This is a genomic window from Nostoc sp. EspVER01, assembly GCF_034530635.1.
Taxonomy (GTDB): domain Bacteria; phylum Cyanobacteriota; class Cyanobacteriia; order Cyanobacteriales; family Nostocaceae; genus Nostoc.
The window spans coordinates 85,118-103,994 of record NZ_JAVRCS010000009.1 but is presented as its reverse complement, the minus strand read 5'-3'; the positions used below and the strand labels follow the sequence as shown (position 1 = coordinate 103,994).

Sequence of the window (18,877 nt, the reverse complement as noted above, 5' to 3'; positions counted from 1 at the left end):
TCCGTGCTACCCCACAGCCCCAACTTCAGCAGAAAACCTAGAATATGTTTTTAAATTTGCCATCAAATCTTTAGATCCTTCCTAGTCCCTTTAAAAAAGCAGGCTAAGGGGGATCTAAAAAATTAGAAAATAAAACCTAATGGTTTCAGATCCCCGACTTCTTCAAGAAGTCGGGGATCTGATCGCCCCGCAAGATTAATGAAACAGAGACCTAGCTTCCACTTGTCTGACTCTATTTTTCAGTTGTGATGCCAATTTTTAGTGTAGCCAAATTCCCTTGACTCTAGCAAGCGGGAATAATTACCCTTTAAAAAAGCTAAAGCTGAATTTAGCACCAAGACTAGTCCAACAATTTCAGGAATTAACTCAATGCTTGAATGGATAACTAATACTATCAATTATTTTGGCTACTGGGGAATCGCCCTACTAATGTTTTTAGAGAACCTTTTTCCCCCGATTCCTTCAGAATTGATTATGCCACTGGCTGGATTTACAGCAAGTCCATATCAACCAGGAGGGGCAAAGCTGAATATTATTGGTGTATTTTTCGCAGGACTTTTGGGTTCTGTATTGGGCGCACTTATTTGGTACTATCCGGGTAAGTTCTTGGGTGAAACTCGTTTGAAAGCTTGGGCTGACAAGTATGGCAAATGGCTGGCTATATCCAGTAAAGATATCATCAAGGCCAAAAAGTGGTTTGACCGACAAGGTAGAACAGCGGTATTAATTGGTCGTCTTGTGCCAGGAATTCGCACCTTGATTTCTGTTCCCGCAGGTATTAGCAATATGCCCCTGCTACCATTTTTGGTTTACACAACATTAGGTAGCGCTGCTTGGGTGGGTTTGTTAACATACTCAGGATACGCATTGGGTAGTCAGTATGAACTTGTGGACAAGTACCTTGCTCCTGTATCTAAAATCGTACTTGGCGGTTTGGTTCTAGCATTTGTTTTCTGGATATTCAAGCGCCAGCTAAGACGCACTAGACGCACTAGAAGATGAAACACGGACGCTTTTGGTTTGAAAGCAGTGAAAGCAGGGGTTACATCTGGCCAAAATTCGCCTACACTATGCCAAATAATACTAGATGTGCGTTGGCAGAGCTTACCAGAGGTATCGCCGGAATTAATTTTTGGCGTATTTCTAGCTACACTTGACGCAACCTAGAATTTCTGGTTGCTCGCATTTTTGTAAGATGAGCATGACAACTTTTTACAGTTAAGTTTGAACTAGGAGCTTTCATGACAGACCAACCTTCCGCCGCTACCCCAATCAATGCTGCTGCTATACCCATGAATAGGGTGTCGGCATCGACTCCCATCAATGCTGTTAATAATACTCCCAAGCCAACCGGTGTTCCAGGGAAAACTATTCTCAGTGTTGACTTAGGCAGAACTTCCACAAAAACTTGTGTGAGTCGTGAACCAGGCAGTGTGGTGTTCGTACCTGCCAACGTCAAGCAGATGTCAATAGAACAAGTACGCGGTGGTGTTTTTGAAGCCAGGGCTACTGACCCTTTAATGGATTTGTGGCTGGAGTATCAAGGAAATGGATATGCTGTTGGTCAACTGGCAGCCGATTTTGGGGCGAATTTAGGAGTCGGACAATCTAAGGTTGAAGCTGCACTGGTAAAAGTTTTAGCAAGTGCTGGCTACTTCAAACTCAGAGACGATATCTCAGTTGTACTTGGTCTGCCTTTTCTTTCTTTAGAGCAATTTGAAAAAGAAAAAGCACAGTTGATTAGCCAAGTAGGTGGCCCTCATGTGTTGAACTTCCGAGGCGAATCTGTGTCGCTGAACGTCAGTAAGGTATGGGTCATGCCAGAAGGCTACGGCAGCCTGTTATGGTCTGAAGCTCAACCCAAGAAAAACCCTGGTAGTCCCGATTTTACAAAAATATCGGTGGCGATCGTCGATATTGGACATCAAACCGTCGATCTTTTGATGGTAGATAACTTCCGTTTTGCCAGAGGTGCTTCTAAGAGCGAAGACTTCGGGATGAATAAGTTTTATGAATTGGTGTCTGCCGAAATCGAGGGAGCAGATAGTCAATCTCTAGCCCTGATTTCCGCTGTCAACAAACCCAGAGGTGAACGCTTTTACCGTCCTAAAGGCGCTAGCAAGCCCACCAACCTAGATGATTTTCTTCCCAACCTCACAGAGATGTTTTCTCGCGAAATCTGTAGCCGTGTGCTAGCTTGGTTGCCAGAACGCGTCACCGATGTGATTCTGACTGGCGGCGGTGGTGAGTTCTTCTGGGACGACGTTCAACGTTTACTCAAGGAAGCAAAGATTAATGCTCATTTAGCAGCACCTTCCCGTCAGGCGAATGCTTTGGGGCAGTATATTTATGGAGAGGCACAATTATCCTCCAATCGCGCTGCTAGGGCATAAAGCTGATGTTCCAATGGTCAAAAAAGGTAGTTAAATCCGTCACGTTCAACCCAGAGCTTGCTGATGAAAGCTTGTTAGCGCAAGTAGAAAGTTATTTGGAAAAACAACCAGACAAGACTTTCAGCGATCTCTGTAAAGAAGCCTTGTGGCAATCTTTATGTGTACCGGAATCTGTACAACCTGCTCCACAAACAGCAGCAACAACACCGACTGATCAACAAATCGGTGAACTGCAACGTCAAGTGGCTGGACTTGAGGAACGTTTTTTTGCCAAGGGATCTAATCGTTTGGAGGCGATGGAACATCATCTACTGCAACTTTCTCAACAAGTTGCACAACTGGCGCTCATAGTCAATGATCGATCGTTCGTTCCGTCTCCAAGTCAATTAGAAGTAGTAAATAATACTTCTTATACTGTTGCTACCCCTCCTCAAGAGGTTGACCCCGTAATCAGTCGCCTTAGTCAGTTTCTCGATGATTTTTAAGGAAAAATCAAGTTTGTGAGCAGTTTTTGCTCATATTAACAATCCTTAATAGTATTAACTATTAAGGATTATTAATGTTTATATATAAAAAGAGATTTGTGTAGGTGGAGCGATCGCGCTGACAATGGCAAATCATCAAAACAATATTCCTGCTATCTGATAGCAAAATTTAATTTACAAACAGATTTTAGGTAATTATTAATTAGTTGATCGCTTCAGACCCCTTGTTATTTTGTTAGGATGGCGACCTTTTGATAAAGCAACAGGAAAGTCTTCAGATTCAAAGCTGAAATAAGGTGTCTGTTCTTTTTGACACAAAGTATGAGCGCTATTAGGTACTTTATCACTGAGATGTTTCATTAGATGAGAAATCTTGACAAAATTTTCATGAGCCTGATTGGCTTCTCCCTTCATCGCTTCAATCAGATGGTAAGTGTAAATACTCATTTGTTTATCAGGTCTAATCCAGGAACTTTCTTCTCCTTGAGATGAAGTAAAAACTACCCGACCCTTACCTTGTTTTAAGTCATTAACGACGCTTTTTGGAATAGGAATTTCCTCAAAGTCAGAAGGAATTTTTTTAGCTGTCGCCATTCCTGCTGCATGACAGCTATCAATGATAACCAGAAGTCGTTCAGATTTAATCTGGCGCAAAGCATTAGTAAATTCTTCTGCACTTAAAGATGAGTTTTCCAGGTCGAAAGGGTTAATATCATGTGGTAACAAATAGTAACGATTTTGACTCTTACTAAACCATCCATGACCTGAATAATAAACAACTACCGTAGCTTTTGGGTTAGCTTCTGCTTGTTCTTTGAGCCAGTTCAATTGTTCCAAAATTTTACTACGTGTAGCTTCTCGATCGTATAACAGCTGAACATGCTCTGAGTCATTAGGATAAGCACAAAAATTGGGGTCAACTAAAACTTGATGAAGTGCTTGAACATCTTTGACAGTCACTGGTAAGGATAAAGGCTGATAAGCGGATTCCCCAACACCGATGAGTAAAGCATAGCCACGAGCAAATATAGAAGTTTTTGGGTCAAAATTAGGCTTTGTTTCTGCTTGGGAATTTTGTCGTTTAACCCAATACATATAACCTACCCAAATTAAGCCAGATAGTGTTGCTATTATCATCAATAAAATAAATACTCTGGGAAATGGAGGGGGTGGAGGGGGGAGGAATGATATTAATAATAGTAATGTATTTTTTAGTTAGTATTTGTATATCATCTTTTTTATCAATCAAAAATTGATTGATAATTGTTACCCATGCACTATCATCATTGGGCAGTATTAATCCATAATTTTCGTAGCCAATCATGAACTATGAATCAATATAAAATTCATTTGGTTTTTGCGATTCTAAGTCTTTTAAATATTCTTCAGCAAGAACTTCGTCAGTAGCTAATGCATCAATTTTTTCATTTTCATTAGATAAAAGAGCCTCAATAGCACCTGCCCTACCACTCTTTAACTTTACGATCTCAACTTTGTGTGAAATCAGCTTATTAAAGAAGGTATCAAGTTTAATAACTGTTGTAGTATTTTCAATAACTCCAATCCTAAATTTAGAATTATTATAAAGCTCAAGATTAGTATGATTTTTTCCATTATATTTACGTCTTATGAATATAGCTTTAGTTGTAAAAAAAACATCAGAAAAGCTAATGTTTGGTTTATCTTGTCTAATAGAATCTGCACCACATTCGCCAGCCAGATGAAAATTATCCTTGTAAGGATATTCAGTATTAATAAACCTTTTTGTTATAGGGAGCGGATATTTGACTATATAAACATCATTTTTGATTAATTTTTTTTTCTTTTAAATAGTTATCCATTAAACTTATTAAATGTGTGCAAACACCTTTGCACCTTTATATACACGCACAAAACTGCTCACTTTTGTGTTGAATATTATTAGTAAATATTTTTACTAGATTCTTTTTTTACTCTGCACACTGTATAAATGCTAGAATCCTCAAGTAGACAGTTAGGATACCTAGATGCCAGTTGTAGCTAACTCAATCAAGTTTGGTACAGACGGCTGGCGGGGCATTATTGGTGACGAGTTCACCTTTGAACGCCTAGCCTTGGTCGCACCAGTTGCCGCAAAAGTATTATATGATACATATTTTTCTACAGTGGGTAGCCGGACAATAATTGTCGGTTACGATCGCCGATTCATGGCTGAAGACTTTGCTCGTGCTGTTGCCGATACTGTCAGTGCTGTCGGATTTGATGTGCTATTGAGCGAGAGCTATGCCCCAACCCCAGCTTATAGTTGGGCAGCAAAAGAACTCAATGCTTTAGGGGCACTGGTAATTACAGCCAGCCATAATCCTGGTAAATATTTGGGTTTAAAAGTCAAGGGTTATTTTGGTGGATCGGTACCGCCAGAAGTCACAAAAGAGATAGAAGAGCAGTTGGCGGTGGGAGTACCACTAGCAGCTACCCCAGGTAAGCAAGAGAAATTCGATCCTTGGCCTAGTTATACCCAAGCGTTAGAACGTAAAGTTGATATTGCCAAACTTCGAGAAGCGATCGCATCTGGTAAATTGACGGTATTTGCCGATGTCATGCATGGCGCTGCTGCTACTGGATTGGCGAGACTACTAGGCAATCAAGTCAAAGAAATCAACTCAGAACGCGACCCCCTCTTTGGTGGCGGTGCGCCGGAACCCTTACCTAAATACCTTTCAAAGTTATTTGAAGTCATCAAGACTCACCGAGAAACCGATAAATCAGGTTTAACAGTGGGGTTGGTATTTGATGGAGATTGCGATCGCATTGCAGCAGTAGATGGAGAAGCCAACTTCCTAAGTTCCCAAGTCTTAATCCCGATATTAATCGACCATTTAACCCTGCGGCGCGGTTTTACTGGAGAAATAGTCAAAACTGTTAGTGGTTCCGACTTGATGCCCCTTGTAGCAGCACTACATAACCTCTCAGTCTTTGAGACAGCAGTTGGTTATAAATATATTGCTGACAGAATGTTAGCAGCAAAAGTGTTGCTGGGTGGCGAAGAGTCGGGAGGAATTGGCTATGGTAGCCATATTCCCGAACGCGATGCGCTGCTGTCAGCATTGTACGTCCTAGAGGCGATCGTAGAATCTGGTTTGGATTTAGGTGAGTATTATCGCTACTTACAGAAACAAACAGGGTTTACCTCAGCTTACGATCGCATTGATTTACCCTTAGCAAGTATGGAAGTGCGATCGCGTCTTTTGCAACAGCTGCAAACCAAACCCTTAACAGAAATTGCAGGGAAAGCAGTGATTGATTGCCAAACAATTGACGGCTACAAGTATCGCCTCGCGGATAAAAGCTGGTTAATGATTCGGTTTAGCGGGACTGAGCCAGTTTTACGGCTATACTGCGAAGCCTCAACAATTGAACAAGTGCATCAAACTCTTGCTTGGGCGAAACAGTGGGCGGAGTAAAATTAGTGAGGAGTTATTAGTTAGGAGTTATTAATTCCTAACTCATCACTCCTAACTCCTAACTAATAATTTGTAATTCATGACATTACTTGTAGTAGCCACAGGAAATCCAGGTAAGTTGCGGGAAATGCAAGCTTACCTGGAAAATTCTGGTTGGGAATTAACCCTTAAACCTGAAGAATTGGAAATTGAAGAGACGGGCGAAACTTTTGCCGCCAACGCTTGTCTAAAAGCATCACAAATTGCTAAAGCTACGGGAAAATGGGCGATTGCTGATGATTCGGGTTTGCAAGTAGATGCCCTAAATGGCGCACCAGGGGTTTATTCTGCACGTTACGCCAAAACCGACTCAGAACGGATTGCTAGGCTATTGAAAGAATTAGGCAACGAGGTAAATCGACAAGCACAATTTGTTTGTGCAGTAGCGATCGCTCGTCCTGATGGTGCGATCATATTAGAATCTGAAGGTATTTGTCGCGGCGAAATTCTCCATGCGCCTCGTGGTGACAGTGGTTTCGGCTATGACCCAATTTTTTATGTGCAAGAATTGCAATCGACCTTTGCTGAAATGACACGGGAGTTGAAAAGGTCAATTAGCCATCGAGGCAAGGCTTTTACAGCTTTACTTCCGCAACTAGAGAGAATTAGGAGTTAGGAGTTAGGAGTTATGAATTCTGCTAAATCTTCATTTATTAGTCCAGACTCACAACTCATAACTTTTAACTCTTAACTCTTAACTTTTTTAAACTGCTTCTGTGTTCTTTTCGCCAGTGCGAATCCGAATCACTTGCTCAACAGGCGAGATGAAAATTTTACCATCGCCGATTTCACCAGTGCGGGCAGCAGCAATAATTTTGTCTACCACCATATCAACCTGATTGTCGTCAACTACGATTTCCACTTTGAGTTTTTGCAGAAACTCAACGGTGTACTCAGAACCACGATACCGTTCAGTTTGACCTTTCTGCCGTCCGAACCCCCGGACTTCAGAAACAGTCATGCCAACAATACCAGCGTTAACTAAAGCAATTTTCACCTCATCTAACTTAAATGGGCGGATAATAGCTTCTACTTTTTTCATCTTCTTTACTCCTGACTTCTACTAGCTTCGTTTATATATCTAACCAGATCCGCTGTCTGAAGCTGTAACTAGCGGTGCTTTTCCTAAAAAATATGTAATAATTACAACTTTTTTAAAGTGTGAGTGCTTTACTTGAGGGTTTATGACATAAAAAGCGGCAAGGATTTATTAATTGGATAATCTTTGAGGTTCTAACATCAAGAAGTTGCTGTCAATTTAGCATTTTATGTAGCTTTTATAACCTAAAAATAGATCGTTTCCACCATTTAGGAGATTTGTTTGGATATTTAGAGAGCGATCGCAGCCAAATTATACACTAGTCCGAAAGCCTGCTACTGCTGCTGACTGTGGGAATGTCAACTAACGTTTCTGGTGTTCAAACAAGGGACGCACAACGAAATATCCAGCACTAAAGGCAGTCAGCATGATTAACAAGATGGTAATAATTAACCACCAGCCATTGAGTCCCTTGACATCTGGCTCAGTAGTGGAATAATAACTGACTTGTTGCTCTTCTATCAAAACTGGTTCTGGTATCGGAAAATTCATTTCCATTACAGGTGCAGAAAAGTCTTGGTGGCGGCTTTTTTCGGCTGGTTGTTTGGACACAACAGATGGATGCGAACGAGAAACCTGCTGAGGTGAACGCGGTTGTGTTACTGGCTGTTTGGCGGCACTTTGAACATCACCAGAAACTTGGCTAGCTTGGGGATAATTAGCTGTAGCATGGGAATCCACAAAATTTTGCAAACGAGAAAAAGACTCAACGACTTTGGTAATTTCTTGGCGTAATAGTTGATTTTCTTGCGTTAGTTGCTGATTTTGGGTGGTGAGTGCATTTAGCCTCGCCTGTGCTGCTTGCAACTCTGTTGACAATTCCCTGTATACAGATAGTGGTACAGAGGGAGGGTAGGCTTGAGTACTCGGTGTTGGCGAATTTCTGTGAACAGAACCTATGGTTGTTCGCATCGGGGGCTTGGTATTAAAAATCAAAGTAATTAGATCGTACAGAGATGCTAACAGAGATAGTCACCCCTGAAACTATGCCCAAGAATAATAGAAAAATACCGAAAGGGCAAAGATTTTTTATTTGGGCATTGACGATGAGGTACTGAGAAAACTTTTCTCTAGTCCCCATCCCCAATGCCCAGTCTCCAATCCCTAGTCTCTAGTCCCTAGTCCCTAGTCCCCACAATGGGAAGAAGTGTCCGACAGGGCCTTGCCCTTCGCCAATATCTAGGGCATGAGTGAGTGCGGTAGTCACATATTCCTTTGCCTGTTGCACTGCGTGCCACAAATCTTTTCCTTTAGCTAGATTAGCAGCGATCGCAGCCGATAGTGTACAACCAGTACCGTGGGTATTTTTTGTTTCTACTTGCTGGCAAGTCAAAACTTCCAACTTGTCCCCATCAAACCAGATATCAACGCCACGCAAATCTCCCTGCATACCTCCACCTTTGACTAAAACAACCTTTGTCTTTAAAGTCTTGTGAATAATTTCAGCAGCGGCTTGCATATCCTCTAAAGAATTAATTTGTAAACCGCTCAAAATCTGGGCTTCATAACGATTGGGCGTGATCATCACCGCTTTGGGAATCAAGGCATGGCATAAAGTCTTTACAGCATCATCATCAATCAATTGTGCTCCCATGCGTGACACCATTACTGGATCAACTACTAAATTATTGATTTGTAAAGCTTCCACTTGCTGGGCAACAGCAAAAATAATTTCCTGATTGAGCAACATTCCAGTTTTGGCAGCTTGTACGCCAATATCCTCAACTACTGCCTGAATTTGCGCCACAACAGCCTCTGTTGGCATAGCATCAACCCTCTTCACTCCTAGAGTGTTTTGTGCCGTGACGCAGGTTATAGCACTAGTACCGTGGACACAGTGAAAAGCAAAGGTACGTAAATCAGCTTGAATTCCGGCACCACCACCGCTATCTGAACCAGCAATGGTTAAAGCAACAGGTATTCTGGAGTTTATTTCAGTGTTCATATTATGAAGATTAAGTAAGTTAGCGTTATCAAACCAAACTATCTCAAAGATTGATGAACTACGCTAAAACCCTCTTCCCTCTTGCCGATTTCAAGGACTGACCCCACCAGACACCTCCATAGTTTTTTCGTTTTTGTTGTAAAAAAACTTACAACATTCCGGGCATCCACTGATATCAAGTGCTATTTGTAAAGGTTAGTTTTAATTAAGTTCACAACGCTCAGTTACACCGCTTAAAACAGGTTCAACTAAGTTGTTACATTAGTCCCCTTAAGTTCAAGGGTCAACCTAACTAAAGTTTCAACCAATTTAACTTTGATCGCTTTCACTTTAAATCCCCAGTTATCAGTTAAGGGTGAATTTTACCATGCAGATTTGGCAACCCCCTGACCTAAAACAACGCATAAAGTTCAGAGGAATTACTATGCCAAATACGATCGTTTTATCGAATATCGCAGATGCTAAAGCTGGTTTGAAAAGAGCAGCGATGTCTACGATGATCACTGAGCGCAGCCGAAGTGCGGACTACGCCTACGCGGCTGCTAAAGATCAAGATACGATTCAATTCAACTCCATTCAGTCTTGCTAAGAGGATGTCTGACGACAAGTTTGGAGTAGAAGCATCTACGTGTTAATCGTCCAATTAATCTCAACAAAACTCTGACGATTGACGGTATTGATATTCCTGATTTGACCATCAACGGTTAACAGGAGAAAAATTTTCAGGTTGATAACAGCGTTTCTACAATCGACGCGATTTTAAGTCGCGCTCGGATAACTGTGACTGTCCTTAACAGTGCAGATAGATGATTCATTCAACTAACTACTTAGCAACTGAAGAAAGTTGCTGAAATTGTACTACCAATTTTCCTTACACATATTCGGAGTAAACAAATGGCTGGCACAACATACTACGTTTCTGCAACAGGCAGTGATAAAAATAATGGCTTAAATAAAGATTCTGCATTTCTCAACTTGGGTAGAGCCGTGTATGAGATGAAAGCAGGCGACACGCTCTACGTCATGAATGGAAATTATCAAATGAAAGGGGTTACGCTTTTTAACTTGAATGGCTCACCAGATAACTGGACAACAATAAAAGCTTATCCAGGGGCTACGCCTAAGATAACAACAACGGGAAGTGGTATTAATATATTGAGTTCATCCTACGTGCGGATTGAAGGACTTGATATAAAAGGCAATCGAGAAAACGTCACTCTCGAATATGCCTTACAAGAGAAGGATAACCTTAATAACCCCTTGACTAATAGTAATGGTATTGCTGCTACTGCATGGAAAAACGCTGATGGTATAGGTGGTACTAATCCCCATCATATTGTCATCACTGGTAACACAATCCGTAACTTTCCAGGTGGAGGTATAGCATTCAGTAATTCAGACTATATAACTGTTGAGAAAAATATTGTGTCTGGAAACGCTTGGTATTCGCCTCACGGAAATCAGGGCATAACCTCTCTCAACAGTTTTAATTTTGATAACAATACCACTGACTACAGAATGATTTTTCGAGACAATATTGTCTACGATAACCAAAGTTTAGTTCCGTGGAAAAACGGTGGCGCCGACAAAATCACCGAGGGACATGGAATTATGCTTGATACTACCAATGTCAGCAAAGATAATGTTGACTATACAGGTAAAGCATTAATTGCAAATAACATCACTTATAACAACGGGGGTGCAGGCATTAATGTTTTTGAAGCTACTAATGTTGATGTTATCAACAACACAGCTTACAAGAATGCCCAAGTTCTTACAGATTCTGGAGAGATTGGTGTTACTTACTCGGAAAATGTACGTGTCTACAACAACATTTTGTATGCAAGCGACAATCAAAATGCTAACAGAATTAAGTATGCTACAAATGTCACCTTCGATCGCAATCTCGTTTATAACTCAAACCTATTCCAAGCTTCAGATAATTTAAATGCTACAGGGCTACAGAATCTTTTGGGTCAAGATCCTCAATTCGTTGATGCAGCCAACAAGAATTTTGCACTTAAACCTGAAAGTGTTGCGATCGATGGTGGCTCTAATGCCTTCAATAGCATCACTAAGAAGACTCCTCATGATGGTGATGGGAATGGCAGTACAGTCATTGATATTGGTGCATACGAGGCTCCTCGCAGCTCTAGCAAAACCCCAGAAATTCAAGTTCTTAATGGCACAGTTAATATTATTGATGGCAACACCGCTATTAACTTTGGCGAAACCCTTGTTGGTGAACCCTTAAGCAAAACTTTTACTATCAAGAACACTGGTATAGCTGTACTCAACCTGAGTAATCTTAAACTTCCCGACGGATTTAGTTTAGTCGGAACTCTTCCAACGAGCCTGGCCGTCAATGCTTCCACCAATATAGTAGTGGCACTCAACCCCACTACACCCGGCATCTATAGTGGCAGCGTCAGTTTAAACAACAACGATATTAATGAAAGCCCCTTTGACTTTGCTATTAGTGGCACAGTTAGTACCCCGGAAATTCAAGTTCTCAATGGCACTGTTAACATTACAGATGGCAACACCACCACCATTAACTTTGGTGAAACGACTGTTGGTGACGCCTTGACCAAAACCTTTACTATCAAGAACACTGGTACAGGCGCACTCAAGCTGAGTAGTCTTAAACTTCCAAACGGATTTAGTTTGGTCGGAACTCTTCCAACGAGCGTGGCTGTTAATGCTTCTACCACCATATCTGTAGCACTCAAGCCCACTACAGCCGGCACTTATAGTGGCAGCCTCGTTTTAAACAACAACGATATTGATGAAAGCCCCTTTGACTTTGCCATTAGTGGCATAGTCAGACCCGCTCCTGTCCCGGAAATTCAAGTTCTCAATGGCACTAACTCGAATGATACCTTTATTATCCAACGAGGCGATGGCAATTACAGCATCACCAATTTTGGTGGTGTAGGTACTAGTTCAAACCCTTCGGCTGCGGTGGTTGCCAAGATAGACACCTTGCAATTTATTGGGACTGAATTGACTGCGAGAAATCTGCAATTAACTCAAAATGGCAGCAATTTAGAAGTCAGCTTTGGAAATGTGGCTAATACAAAAGTCACTCTGCAAAACTTTAAGTTAGAAAACTTAGACAACTTAGCCGCATCGACAACAAGACCTGCCATCGGCAATATCATATTTGACCGAGAAGCCAGCATTACCAAAAGCTTTGATGTGATTAATGCCAACTCCACTCAACCGTATATTTCTACAGCAAATACTGTCACTTTCCTCAATGACTTGAACAATAACATCAGCGGTTTTTACAGTTCCAATGATGTGATTAATGGTCAAGGGGGTAATGATACTATCAATGGCAGTGGTGGTGACGACCTGCTGCGGGGTGGTACTGGCAACGATCTTCTGATTGGTGGACAAGGCAATGATACTCTTGTGGGTGGTATCGGTGCTGACTCTTTCCTCTACGACACCAATTCCATCTTTAATAGCGCTGTTGTGGGTATTGATACCATCGCTGACTTCAATCGCTCCAGTGGTGATAAGATTGTCCTCGATAAGACTACCTTTATTGCTATTACTTCTGTTGCGGGAACGGGTTTTAGTAACGCCAGCGATTTTCAAATCAGCAGTTTAGGGGCACTTAGCAATGCTGTGATTGTTTACGACTCGATGACTGGGCAGTTACTTTACAATCAAAATGGTAGCGCTGCTGGTTTAGGCACTGGTGGTCTATTCGCACAACTTACTGGTTCGCCTTATGTTGCTGCCTCTGACTTCATCATTCAAGCATAGCTGGGTCGGGTCAACCGAGTAAAAGTGTAGCCCAAACTTGAATTGACTTTTCAGGCGGCTTTCAATTAGATAGAGTACACCCATAGGGGCGCAACATAGGGGTGAAAAAGAATGTAGAGACTTATCAGTGCTACGTCTCTATAAGGGTTTTGGATAACATATATTTAATTTATGGAGATGTTTAAAAAATGCTAGTCAAGTAAAAGCCATTCCAAAAAACATCTTTCCAATAAAAACGTCGTTGCCCATGAATCATATCACCACTAGCAATATCACTTTTTGACCAGAAATAGCCGTATTATTTGGAGCTTATAGTTTTAATATAACTACTGCTGTGGTTGCGATCGCAAGTCTTGTAACAGCCCCTGCAAAAACTTCCCCCATTCTGCTGCCAAAGGGATTTCTGTAAACGGCACCCGCACTGAGTTAGTAGATTCGGAAAAGAGAAATTCTAATTCTATAGAACGACCTTTCTCCGGTGGATTGTTGACATCTACTGATTTTTCATCTACTAAAAGCTGGATTTGTTTGATATCAAGCAAGGAGAATGTTTCTAGTTTAATCGGCCCTTGAGGCGTGGGTTTTCCCCAAGTGATATTGTTTTCTTTTTGACCTAATACAGCATAAATATCATACTTGGCCCGTTCAAATTGCTCTGCCCAAGTGCGATAGGCTTCGACTTTTTGATACTCCTTCGAGCCTTGCCAAGCCAACCAGAAAAACATTACTAACAGCGGCAACCACAAAAGACCACGTTCCATCGTTTAAAAAAATCCTCAGTCCTGAGTGAAACTTGTAACTAAAAGTGCAAAATCTACCAACAAGGGGCGCAGATAAGTTATGGTATGAGCAAACTGGCAAAAAGCGGTGATGAGTTAATATGAGAAAACTTATATTATTGTGCTTGTTTGTCATTGGGCTGGGATCTGCCATATTCGGTTTCCTGAATTTTCAGGGATTGGCAGCTAAAGGAGAGTTTGAGACGATTTTGCTTGATTTTCGGGAAGATATTCCATCACTTGTAGTGGAACAAGATTTGCAAGCGATCGCCAAACAATATAACGTTACACCCCAATTAGACAACAAGTTTTCCAAAAAAGATAATGTGTATATTATCAAGGGCGATCGCCAACGGCTCCAAGAACTGAAAAAATCTCAGTTTGCCCAAGCTACAGAATTCATTGAACCAAACTATATCTACAACAAGATTCCCCAACCAGGTAAAACCGCTTGGCTAGGTGAATTTTTAACACCCCAAGAAGATGAAGAAGCAAGTCCTTCATTAACTGGCCCTAATGACCAATATTACAGCAAGCAGTGGAACTTGCACAAAATCGGTGTTGAAGGTGCATGGAGTCAAACCAAAGGCAGTGGCATCACAGTCGCAGTTATTGACACTGGAATTACCAAGGTTCGCGACTTGTATGAGACAAAATTCGTCAAGGGCTATGATTTTGTTAACGACCGAGAAGAAGCCACAGACGATAACGGCCACGGTACCCATGTTGCCGGAACTATTGCTCAAGCCACAAATAACAAATATGGCGTCGCTGGAATTGCCTATGAAGCCAGTCTGATGCCGCTGAAGGTACTCAGTTCTTATGGCGGTGGTACTGTTGCCGATATTGCCGAAGCGATTAAATTTGCTGCTGATAAAGGCGCAGATATAATTAATATGAGCTTGGGTGGTGGCGGTGAAAGCCAGTTGATGAAAGAAGCGATCGAGTATGCCCATAGAAAAGGTGTAGTTATTATTGCCGCTGCGGGGAATGAAAACGCTAACGGGGCAAGCTATCCAGCCAGATATCCATACGTCATCGGCGTTTCGGCAATTGGCCCAGATGGCGAAAGAGCGCCCTATTCTAACTTTGGTGCAGGGGTAGATATCTCTGCTCCTGGTGGTAGTGAAGCTGGTAAGATTCTTCAAGAAACCATCGATGAAAAAGGCGAAGGCGTATTTCTGGGCTTCCAGGGTACAAGCATGGCTGCTCCCCACGTTGCTGGTGTTGCGGCATTAATCAAAGCTGCTGGCATCCAAGAACCAGATGAAGTTTTAAAAGTCCTCAAGCAGTCCGCACGAGTGATTCAGGATGATGGTTTGAACTATTATGGTGCTGGACAACTCAATGCAGAAGCAGCAGTCAAACTAGCCTTTAGCGGACAAATCAGTTTCCCAGATTTCTTTCGGTGGTTACGGGATAGTGGCTATCTTAACCCAGGCTTTTGGATTGATGGTGGTGCGATCGCACTGTTACCAAAGATTTTAATGGTAGTTGGTTCCTATCTGTTGGCTTGGTTTTTACGGGTTTACTTCCCCTTCACTTGGAGTTGGTCTTTATCTAGTGGACTAATTGCCGGCAGTTCTGGGTTATTCTTCCTCAAGGGAATCTATATTTTTGATCTTCCTCAATGGCCTTTCCGGGTTTTGGGCAGTTCAATTCCTGAATTAGGCAATACTCTCCAGGGAACTGATGCATTAAATCCTCTATTTGCCAGTGTACTGATTCCCATTGTGTTAATGGCATTGCTGCTGGGACATCCTAGCTGGAAATGGTTTGCCATTGGTTCAACATTAGGTGTAGCCGCCTGCTTAACTACAAGTGCGTTTTTCGATCCCGCAGTCTGGGGATTAGGAACTGGTAACTTAGCACGCCTCTTCCTCATTGCTAATGCCCTAGCCTGTTATGGAATTGTTCGTCTAGCCTTGAAAAACGAAGAGAAAATTGCATAAATAGGGAATGGGGAATGGGGCATTGGGCATTGGTTATTAATTATTCTCCCCTGCTCCCCTGCTCCCCTGCTCCCCTGCTCCCCTGCCTCCCCCACTCAGCACTCAAAACTTTTATGAGCATTACACTTACAGGTACAGTCGAACGTCGTGATATTGGTACAGGCGCATGGGCGTTAGTTACAGAAGAGGGTGTTACTTACGAAATCCTCAGAGGGGCTGACAAAGACTTGCTCAAAGCCGGACAAAAAGCAAAAGTTAAAGGGCAGGTGCGTGAAGATATCATGACAACTGCCATGATTGGCCCTGCCTTAGAGGTCAAATCTTTTGAGGTAATTAGTTCTGATTAGTTGTGGAATCCAGAACCTCTTGCAGACGGCTTCTAAACTCTCCTTTAGGATGGCCTCCTTTTACTTCACCAACAATCTGAAATTCTCCCTCTGGAGAATTGCAGATGATGTAAGTGGGCCATCCCATTTCTGATTTATCGGGATATTGAGTCAACAAAATCTTGCGATACTTGCGGTAAGCAGTCGTATCTTGCATTTTTACATCTATAAATTCTAAACCCAGTTCTTCAGCCACCTTTTTGTCATAAAAAGACATTTTGTGGCAGATGCCGCACTCTTCTGAAGAGAACTTAATTACAGCTAAACTCATGGGTTGGCTACTCTTTGATTATAAACAAAGTTTTTTAGCATAATGCCATGAAATATTACCATATAGCTGGTCATTAGTGTCAATCTCAGGCTGAAACCCCGATCTAGTATTTTTATCATTTTTCCCTAATACTCACCCTGTTTTGTCAGTTTAAATTGATGGGTTCATCGGTGACACATCAGTGCGATTTCTACGATGGTCACTGAGCCAAGTCTTACCCCTACGGAGAAGCAAGCTCGTAGAGAAGTGCGGACTACGCCTACGCCACAATATCAAGTAGGATGTGAAGACCAGTTCAAAGTTATTAACTATCGGGATTTGAGCTTGTATTTAACAATATCAAAATCCCGATTCCAAAAAATAAGGCGCGTTAGCTGTCTTTGTAACGCACCATCTATTAGCAATTGCAGATTAATAAATCTACATTTCTTATTCTTCTGGCTCTAAATCAACTTCATCAACTTCATCTTCTTCACTGGCTTTAGCTACAGAGTTAGCAGAAACAACAGCGCCTTTATCTAACTTTTCACGCACCAGTTTCTTAATTTCTTCAGCAAATTCCGGCTTTTCTTCTAGATACTTAATGGCGTTGTCTCGTCCTTGGGAGATATTATCGCCATTGTAACTATACCAAGCCCCCTTACGGACAATAATGGAAGTTTCTTCTGCCAAGTCTACAATACAACCCAAGGTAGAAATCCCTTTACCAAAAATAATATCGAATTCTGCTATTCTGAAGGGCGGCGCTACTTTATTTTTGGCGACTTTGACTTTAACGCGATTACCGAATTCATCTGTACCTTTCTTCAAGGTTTGAATTCGACGAATATCCAAGCGCACCGAAGCGTAAAATTTCAATGCATTACCTCCAGTCGTGGTCTCTGGGCTACCGTAGGTAACACCGATTTTTTGCCGCAACTGGTTAATGAAAATTACTGTACAACCAGATTTACCAATGTTGCCCGTAATTTTACGCAGGGCTTGGCTCATCAACCGCGCTTGCAAACCAACGTGAATATCACCCATATCGCCTTCAATTTCAGCACGGGGAACCAGTGCTGCTACTGAGTCAATGACTACAATATCAACCGCAGCAGAGCGTACAAGCTGATCGACAATTTCCAAAGCTGATTCGCCAGTGTCAGGTTGGGAAATCAGCAAATTGTCAATATCTACACCCAATGCCGCAGCATAAGTAGGATCAAGGGCGTGTTCAGCATCAACGAAGGCAGCAATACCGCCATTTCTTTGCACTTCGGCGAGGGCGTGTAGCGCTACTGTAGTTTTACCGGAACTTTCCGGCCCATAAATTTCTATTACCCGCCCCTTGGGTAAACCACCACCCAATGCTAAATCTAGGGTAAGCGCTCCACTAGAAATTGTTTCCACCCGCATTCGGGTAGCATCGCCCAGGCGCATGATTGCTCCTTTACCAAAGCTGCGCTCAATCTGGTTTAGCACCATAGTCAGTGCTTTTTGCTTGCCAGAAGTATCGGTGTTGATAGCCATTCCTGCCTCTAATGCCTCTTAATATATGGTTTTAAGGAGTGTTGGTTTTGGAGTTTGAGTAGAACAGATATACTATTGTAACCAGAAAATTCTGGAATAGGACTTCTCAAATCAAAAAAGGGGTGTGACAAGATCGTAACTCGATCGCTACCAAATTAGGGTAGCTCTGCACAATGATACCAACTTACATTCAGAGATAGCTTCTTTTTGGCTGGGTAAGCAAGGGTTTTCAAAGAAAAGATACTTAACAACACTGTCAGTAGAGCTAGACTCGTGAGCATTTGCGGGGGTTGCTAAATTAGGAGCGATCGCCATACCAATCAGCATATCATCTCCCCTAGAGTAGCGGTTTTTTGCGCCCAGTGGAAAAAAACCTTATAAATATGGACTTTTTAGCGTTTTTTTGATGCGTCACTTTTTTCTGTTTTCAAAAAATGATTATCTTCAAGGAATAAAATTTTCTTCCTCAAAGGTATCAGGAATATTATTTTTAACTATTTGTGCTAATTTCAAAGCTAAATCCCTATCTACTATTTCAAATAGGTATGAAATGATATTGGTATCATTTTTTGAATATTGTGAACGCTTAACAACAAGAGCATCAAATTGTATATAGTTATCTTTACTTTCTTGATATCTTAAAGTTCTTCTTTCTCCTTCAGTAAGATTAGGATCACACTCAAATACCATTAGTGGATAACCTACAGGATTAGTACCTGTCTCTTTGAGAGTAAGAGGTAGTAGAACAACACATTCATATTTCTGCATAAGCTTAAAAGTAGTTGTGGTTTAAGGG

At 41.7% G+C, this 18,877-nt stretch carries 18 protein-coding genes; 9 read left to right on the top strand and 9 right to left on the bottom strand.

Annotated features, from left to right (window positions below; all coding sequences use genetic code 11):
• The first annotated feature begins 369 nt into the window (after nt 1-369).
• The 3 genes from RMX69_RS10350 to RMX69_RS10340 all read left to right on the top strand — a co-directional run bounded on the left by RMX69_RS10350 (nt 370) and on the right by RMX69_RS10340 (nt 2,878).
• Nucleotides 370-1,002 (top strand): DedA family protein, encoded by a 633-nt coding sequence (locus tag RMX69_RS10350; protein WP_289796232.1) that lies wholly within the window; start codon nt 370-372, stop codon nt 1,000-1,002.
• 239 nt (nt 1,003-1,241) lie between these two features.
• Nucleotides 1,242-2,393 (top strand): ParM/StbA family protein, encoded by a 1,152-nt coding sequence (locus tag RMX69_RS10345; RefSeq protein WP_322637407.1) that lies wholly within the window; start codon nt 1,242-1,244, stop codon nt 2,391-2,393.
• 5 nt (nt 2,394-2,398) lie between these two features.
• On the top strand, nt 2,399-2,878 hold the full coding sequence (locus RMX69_RS10340; protein ID WP_322637406.1) for a plasmid segregation centromere-binding protein ParR: 480 nt from the start codon (nt 2,399-2,401) through the stop codon (nt 2,876-2,878).
• 198 nt (nt 2,879-3,076) lie between these two features.
• Here RMX69_RS10340 and RMX69_RS10335 read toward each other — a convergent pair whose 3' ends face one another.
• A complete protein-coding gene (locus RMX69_RS10335; protein ID WP_322637405.1) occupies nt 3,077-4,015 on the bottom strand; it encodes a caspase family protein in 939 nt (312 codons plus the stop codon).
• An 869-nt stretch (nt 4,016-4,884) separates the two neighbouring features.
• Here RMX69_RS10335 and RMX69_RS10330 point away from each other — a divergent pair.
• Nucleotides 4,885-6,321 carry a phosphoglucomutase/phosphomannomutase family protein gene (locus RMX69_RS10330; RefSeq protein WP_322637404.1) on the top strand — a complete coding sequence of 479 codons (1,437 nt, stop codon included), beginning with the start codon at nt 4,885-4,887 and terminating at the stop codon, nt 6,319-6,321.
• Between the two features lie 79 nt (nt 6,322-6,400).
• Nucleotides 6,401-6,976: an RdgB/HAM1 family non-canonical purine NTP pyrophosphatase gene (gene rdgB / locus RMX69_RS10325; protein WP_322637403.1), complete on the top strand. Its 576-nt coding sequence runs from the start codon at nt 6,401-6,403 to the stop codon at nt 6,974-6,976.
• Between the two features lie 87 nt (nt 6,977-7,063).
• Here rdgB and RMX69_RS10320 read toward each other — a convergent pair whose 3' ends face one another.
• The 3 genes from RMX69_RS10320 to thiD all read right to left on the bottom strand — a co-directional run bounded on the left by RMX69_RS10320 (nt 7,064) and on the right by thiD (nt 9,404).
• On the bottom strand, nt 7,064-7,402 hold the full coding sequence (locus tag RMX69_RS10320) for a P-II family nitrogen regulator (protein WP_012410794.1): 339 nt from the start codon (nt 7,400-7,402) through the stop codon (nt 7,064-7,066).
• Nucleotides 7,403-7,762: 360 nt separating this feature from the next.
• Complete coding sequence (locus RMX69_RS10315) at nt 7,763-8,371, bottom strand: hypothetical protein (protein ID WP_322637402.1); 609 nt, start codon at nt 8,369-8,371, stop codon at nt 7,763-7,765.
• A 199-nt stretch (nt 8,372-8,570) separates the two neighbouring features.
• Entirely contained in the window at nt 8,571-9,404 is an 834-nt protein-coding gene (thiD, locus tag RMX69_RS10310; protein ID WP_322637401.1) for a bifunctional hydroxymethylpyrimidine kinase/phosphomethylpyrimidine kinase, read from the bottom strand.
• Nucleotides 9,405-9,828: 424 nt separating this feature from the next.
• On the opposite strand from thiD, the gene RMX69_RS10305 reads away from it, so the two are divergent.
• Nucleotides 9,829-9,993 (top strand): hypothetical protein, encoded by a 165-nt coding sequence (locus tag RMX69_RS10305; RefSeq protein WP_322637400.1) that lies wholly within the window; start codon nt 9,829-9,831, stop codon nt 9,991-9,993.
• Nucleotides 9,994-10,298: 305 nt separating this feature from the next.
• Nucleotides 10,299-13,184, top strand: coding sequence for a choice-of-anchor D domain-containing protein (locus RMX69_RS10300; RefSeq protein ID WP_322637399.1), 2,886 nt, complete (start codon nt 10,299-10,301; stop codon nt 13,182-13,184).
• A gap of 326 nt (nt 13,185-13,510) precedes the next feature.
• Here the strand turns inward: RMX69_RS10300 and RMX69_RS10295 are convergent, their stop codons facing one another.
• Nucleotides 13,511-13,945, bottom strand: a complete 435-nt coding sequence (locus RMX69_RS10295) for a hypothetical protein (protein WP_194046247.1) — start codon at nt 13,943-13,945, stop codon at nt 13,511-13,513.
• 119 nt (nt 13,946-14,064) lie between these two features.
• Here RMX69_RS10295 and RMX69_RS10290 point away from each other — a divergent pair, with 119 nt between their 5' ends.
• Nucleotides 14,065-15,915: a S8 family peptidase gene (locus RMX69_RS10290; RefSeq protein WP_322637398.1), complete on the top strand. Its 1,851-nt coding sequence runs from the start codon at nt 14,065-14,067 to the stop codon at nt 15,913-15,915.
• Nucleotides 15,916-16,028: 113 nt separating this feature from the next.
• The gene (locus tag RMX69_RS10285) at nt 16,029-16,262 is read left to right on the top strand and encodes a hypothetical protein (protein ID WP_289796246.1); all 234 of its coding nucleotides are present in this window, start codon (nt 16,029-16,031) and stop codon (nt 16,260-16,262) included.
• Here RMX69_RS10285 and RMX69_RS10280 read toward each other — a convergent pair.
• The 4 genes from RMX69_RS10280 to RMX69_RS10265 all read right to left on the bottom strand — a co-directional run bounded on the left by RMX69_RS10280 (nt 16,249) and on the right by RMX69_RS10265 (nt 18,849).
• Nucleotides 16,249-16,572, bottom strand: coding sequence for a thioredoxin family protein (locus tag RMX69_RS10280; RefSeq protein ID WP_322637397.1), 324 nt, complete (start codon nt 16,570-16,572; stop codon nt 16,249-16,251). The two genes, RMX69_RS10285 and RMX69_RS10280, sit on opposite strands and share 14 nt — an antisense overlap.
• A 429-nt stretch (nt 16,573-17,001) precedes the next feature.
• Nucleotides 17,002-18,081, bottom strand: a complete 1,080-nt coding sequence (gene recA, locus RMX69_RS10275; RefSeq protein ID WP_322637396.1) for a recombinase RecA — start codon at nt 18,079-18,081, stop codon at nt 17,002-17,004.
• A gap of 147 nt (nt 18,082-18,228) precedes the next feature.
• Entirely contained in the window at nt 18,229-18,408 is a 180-nt protein-coding gene (locus RMX69_RS10270; protein WP_322637395.1) for a hypothetical protein, read from the bottom strand.
• A 117-nt stretch (nt 18,409-18,525) separates the two neighbouring features.
• Entirely contained in the window at nt 18,526-18,849 is a 324-nt protein-coding gene (locus tag RMX69_RS10265; protein ID WP_322637394.1) for a hypothetical protein, read from the bottom strand.
• Nucleotides 18,850-18,877: the final 28 nt, after the last annotated feature.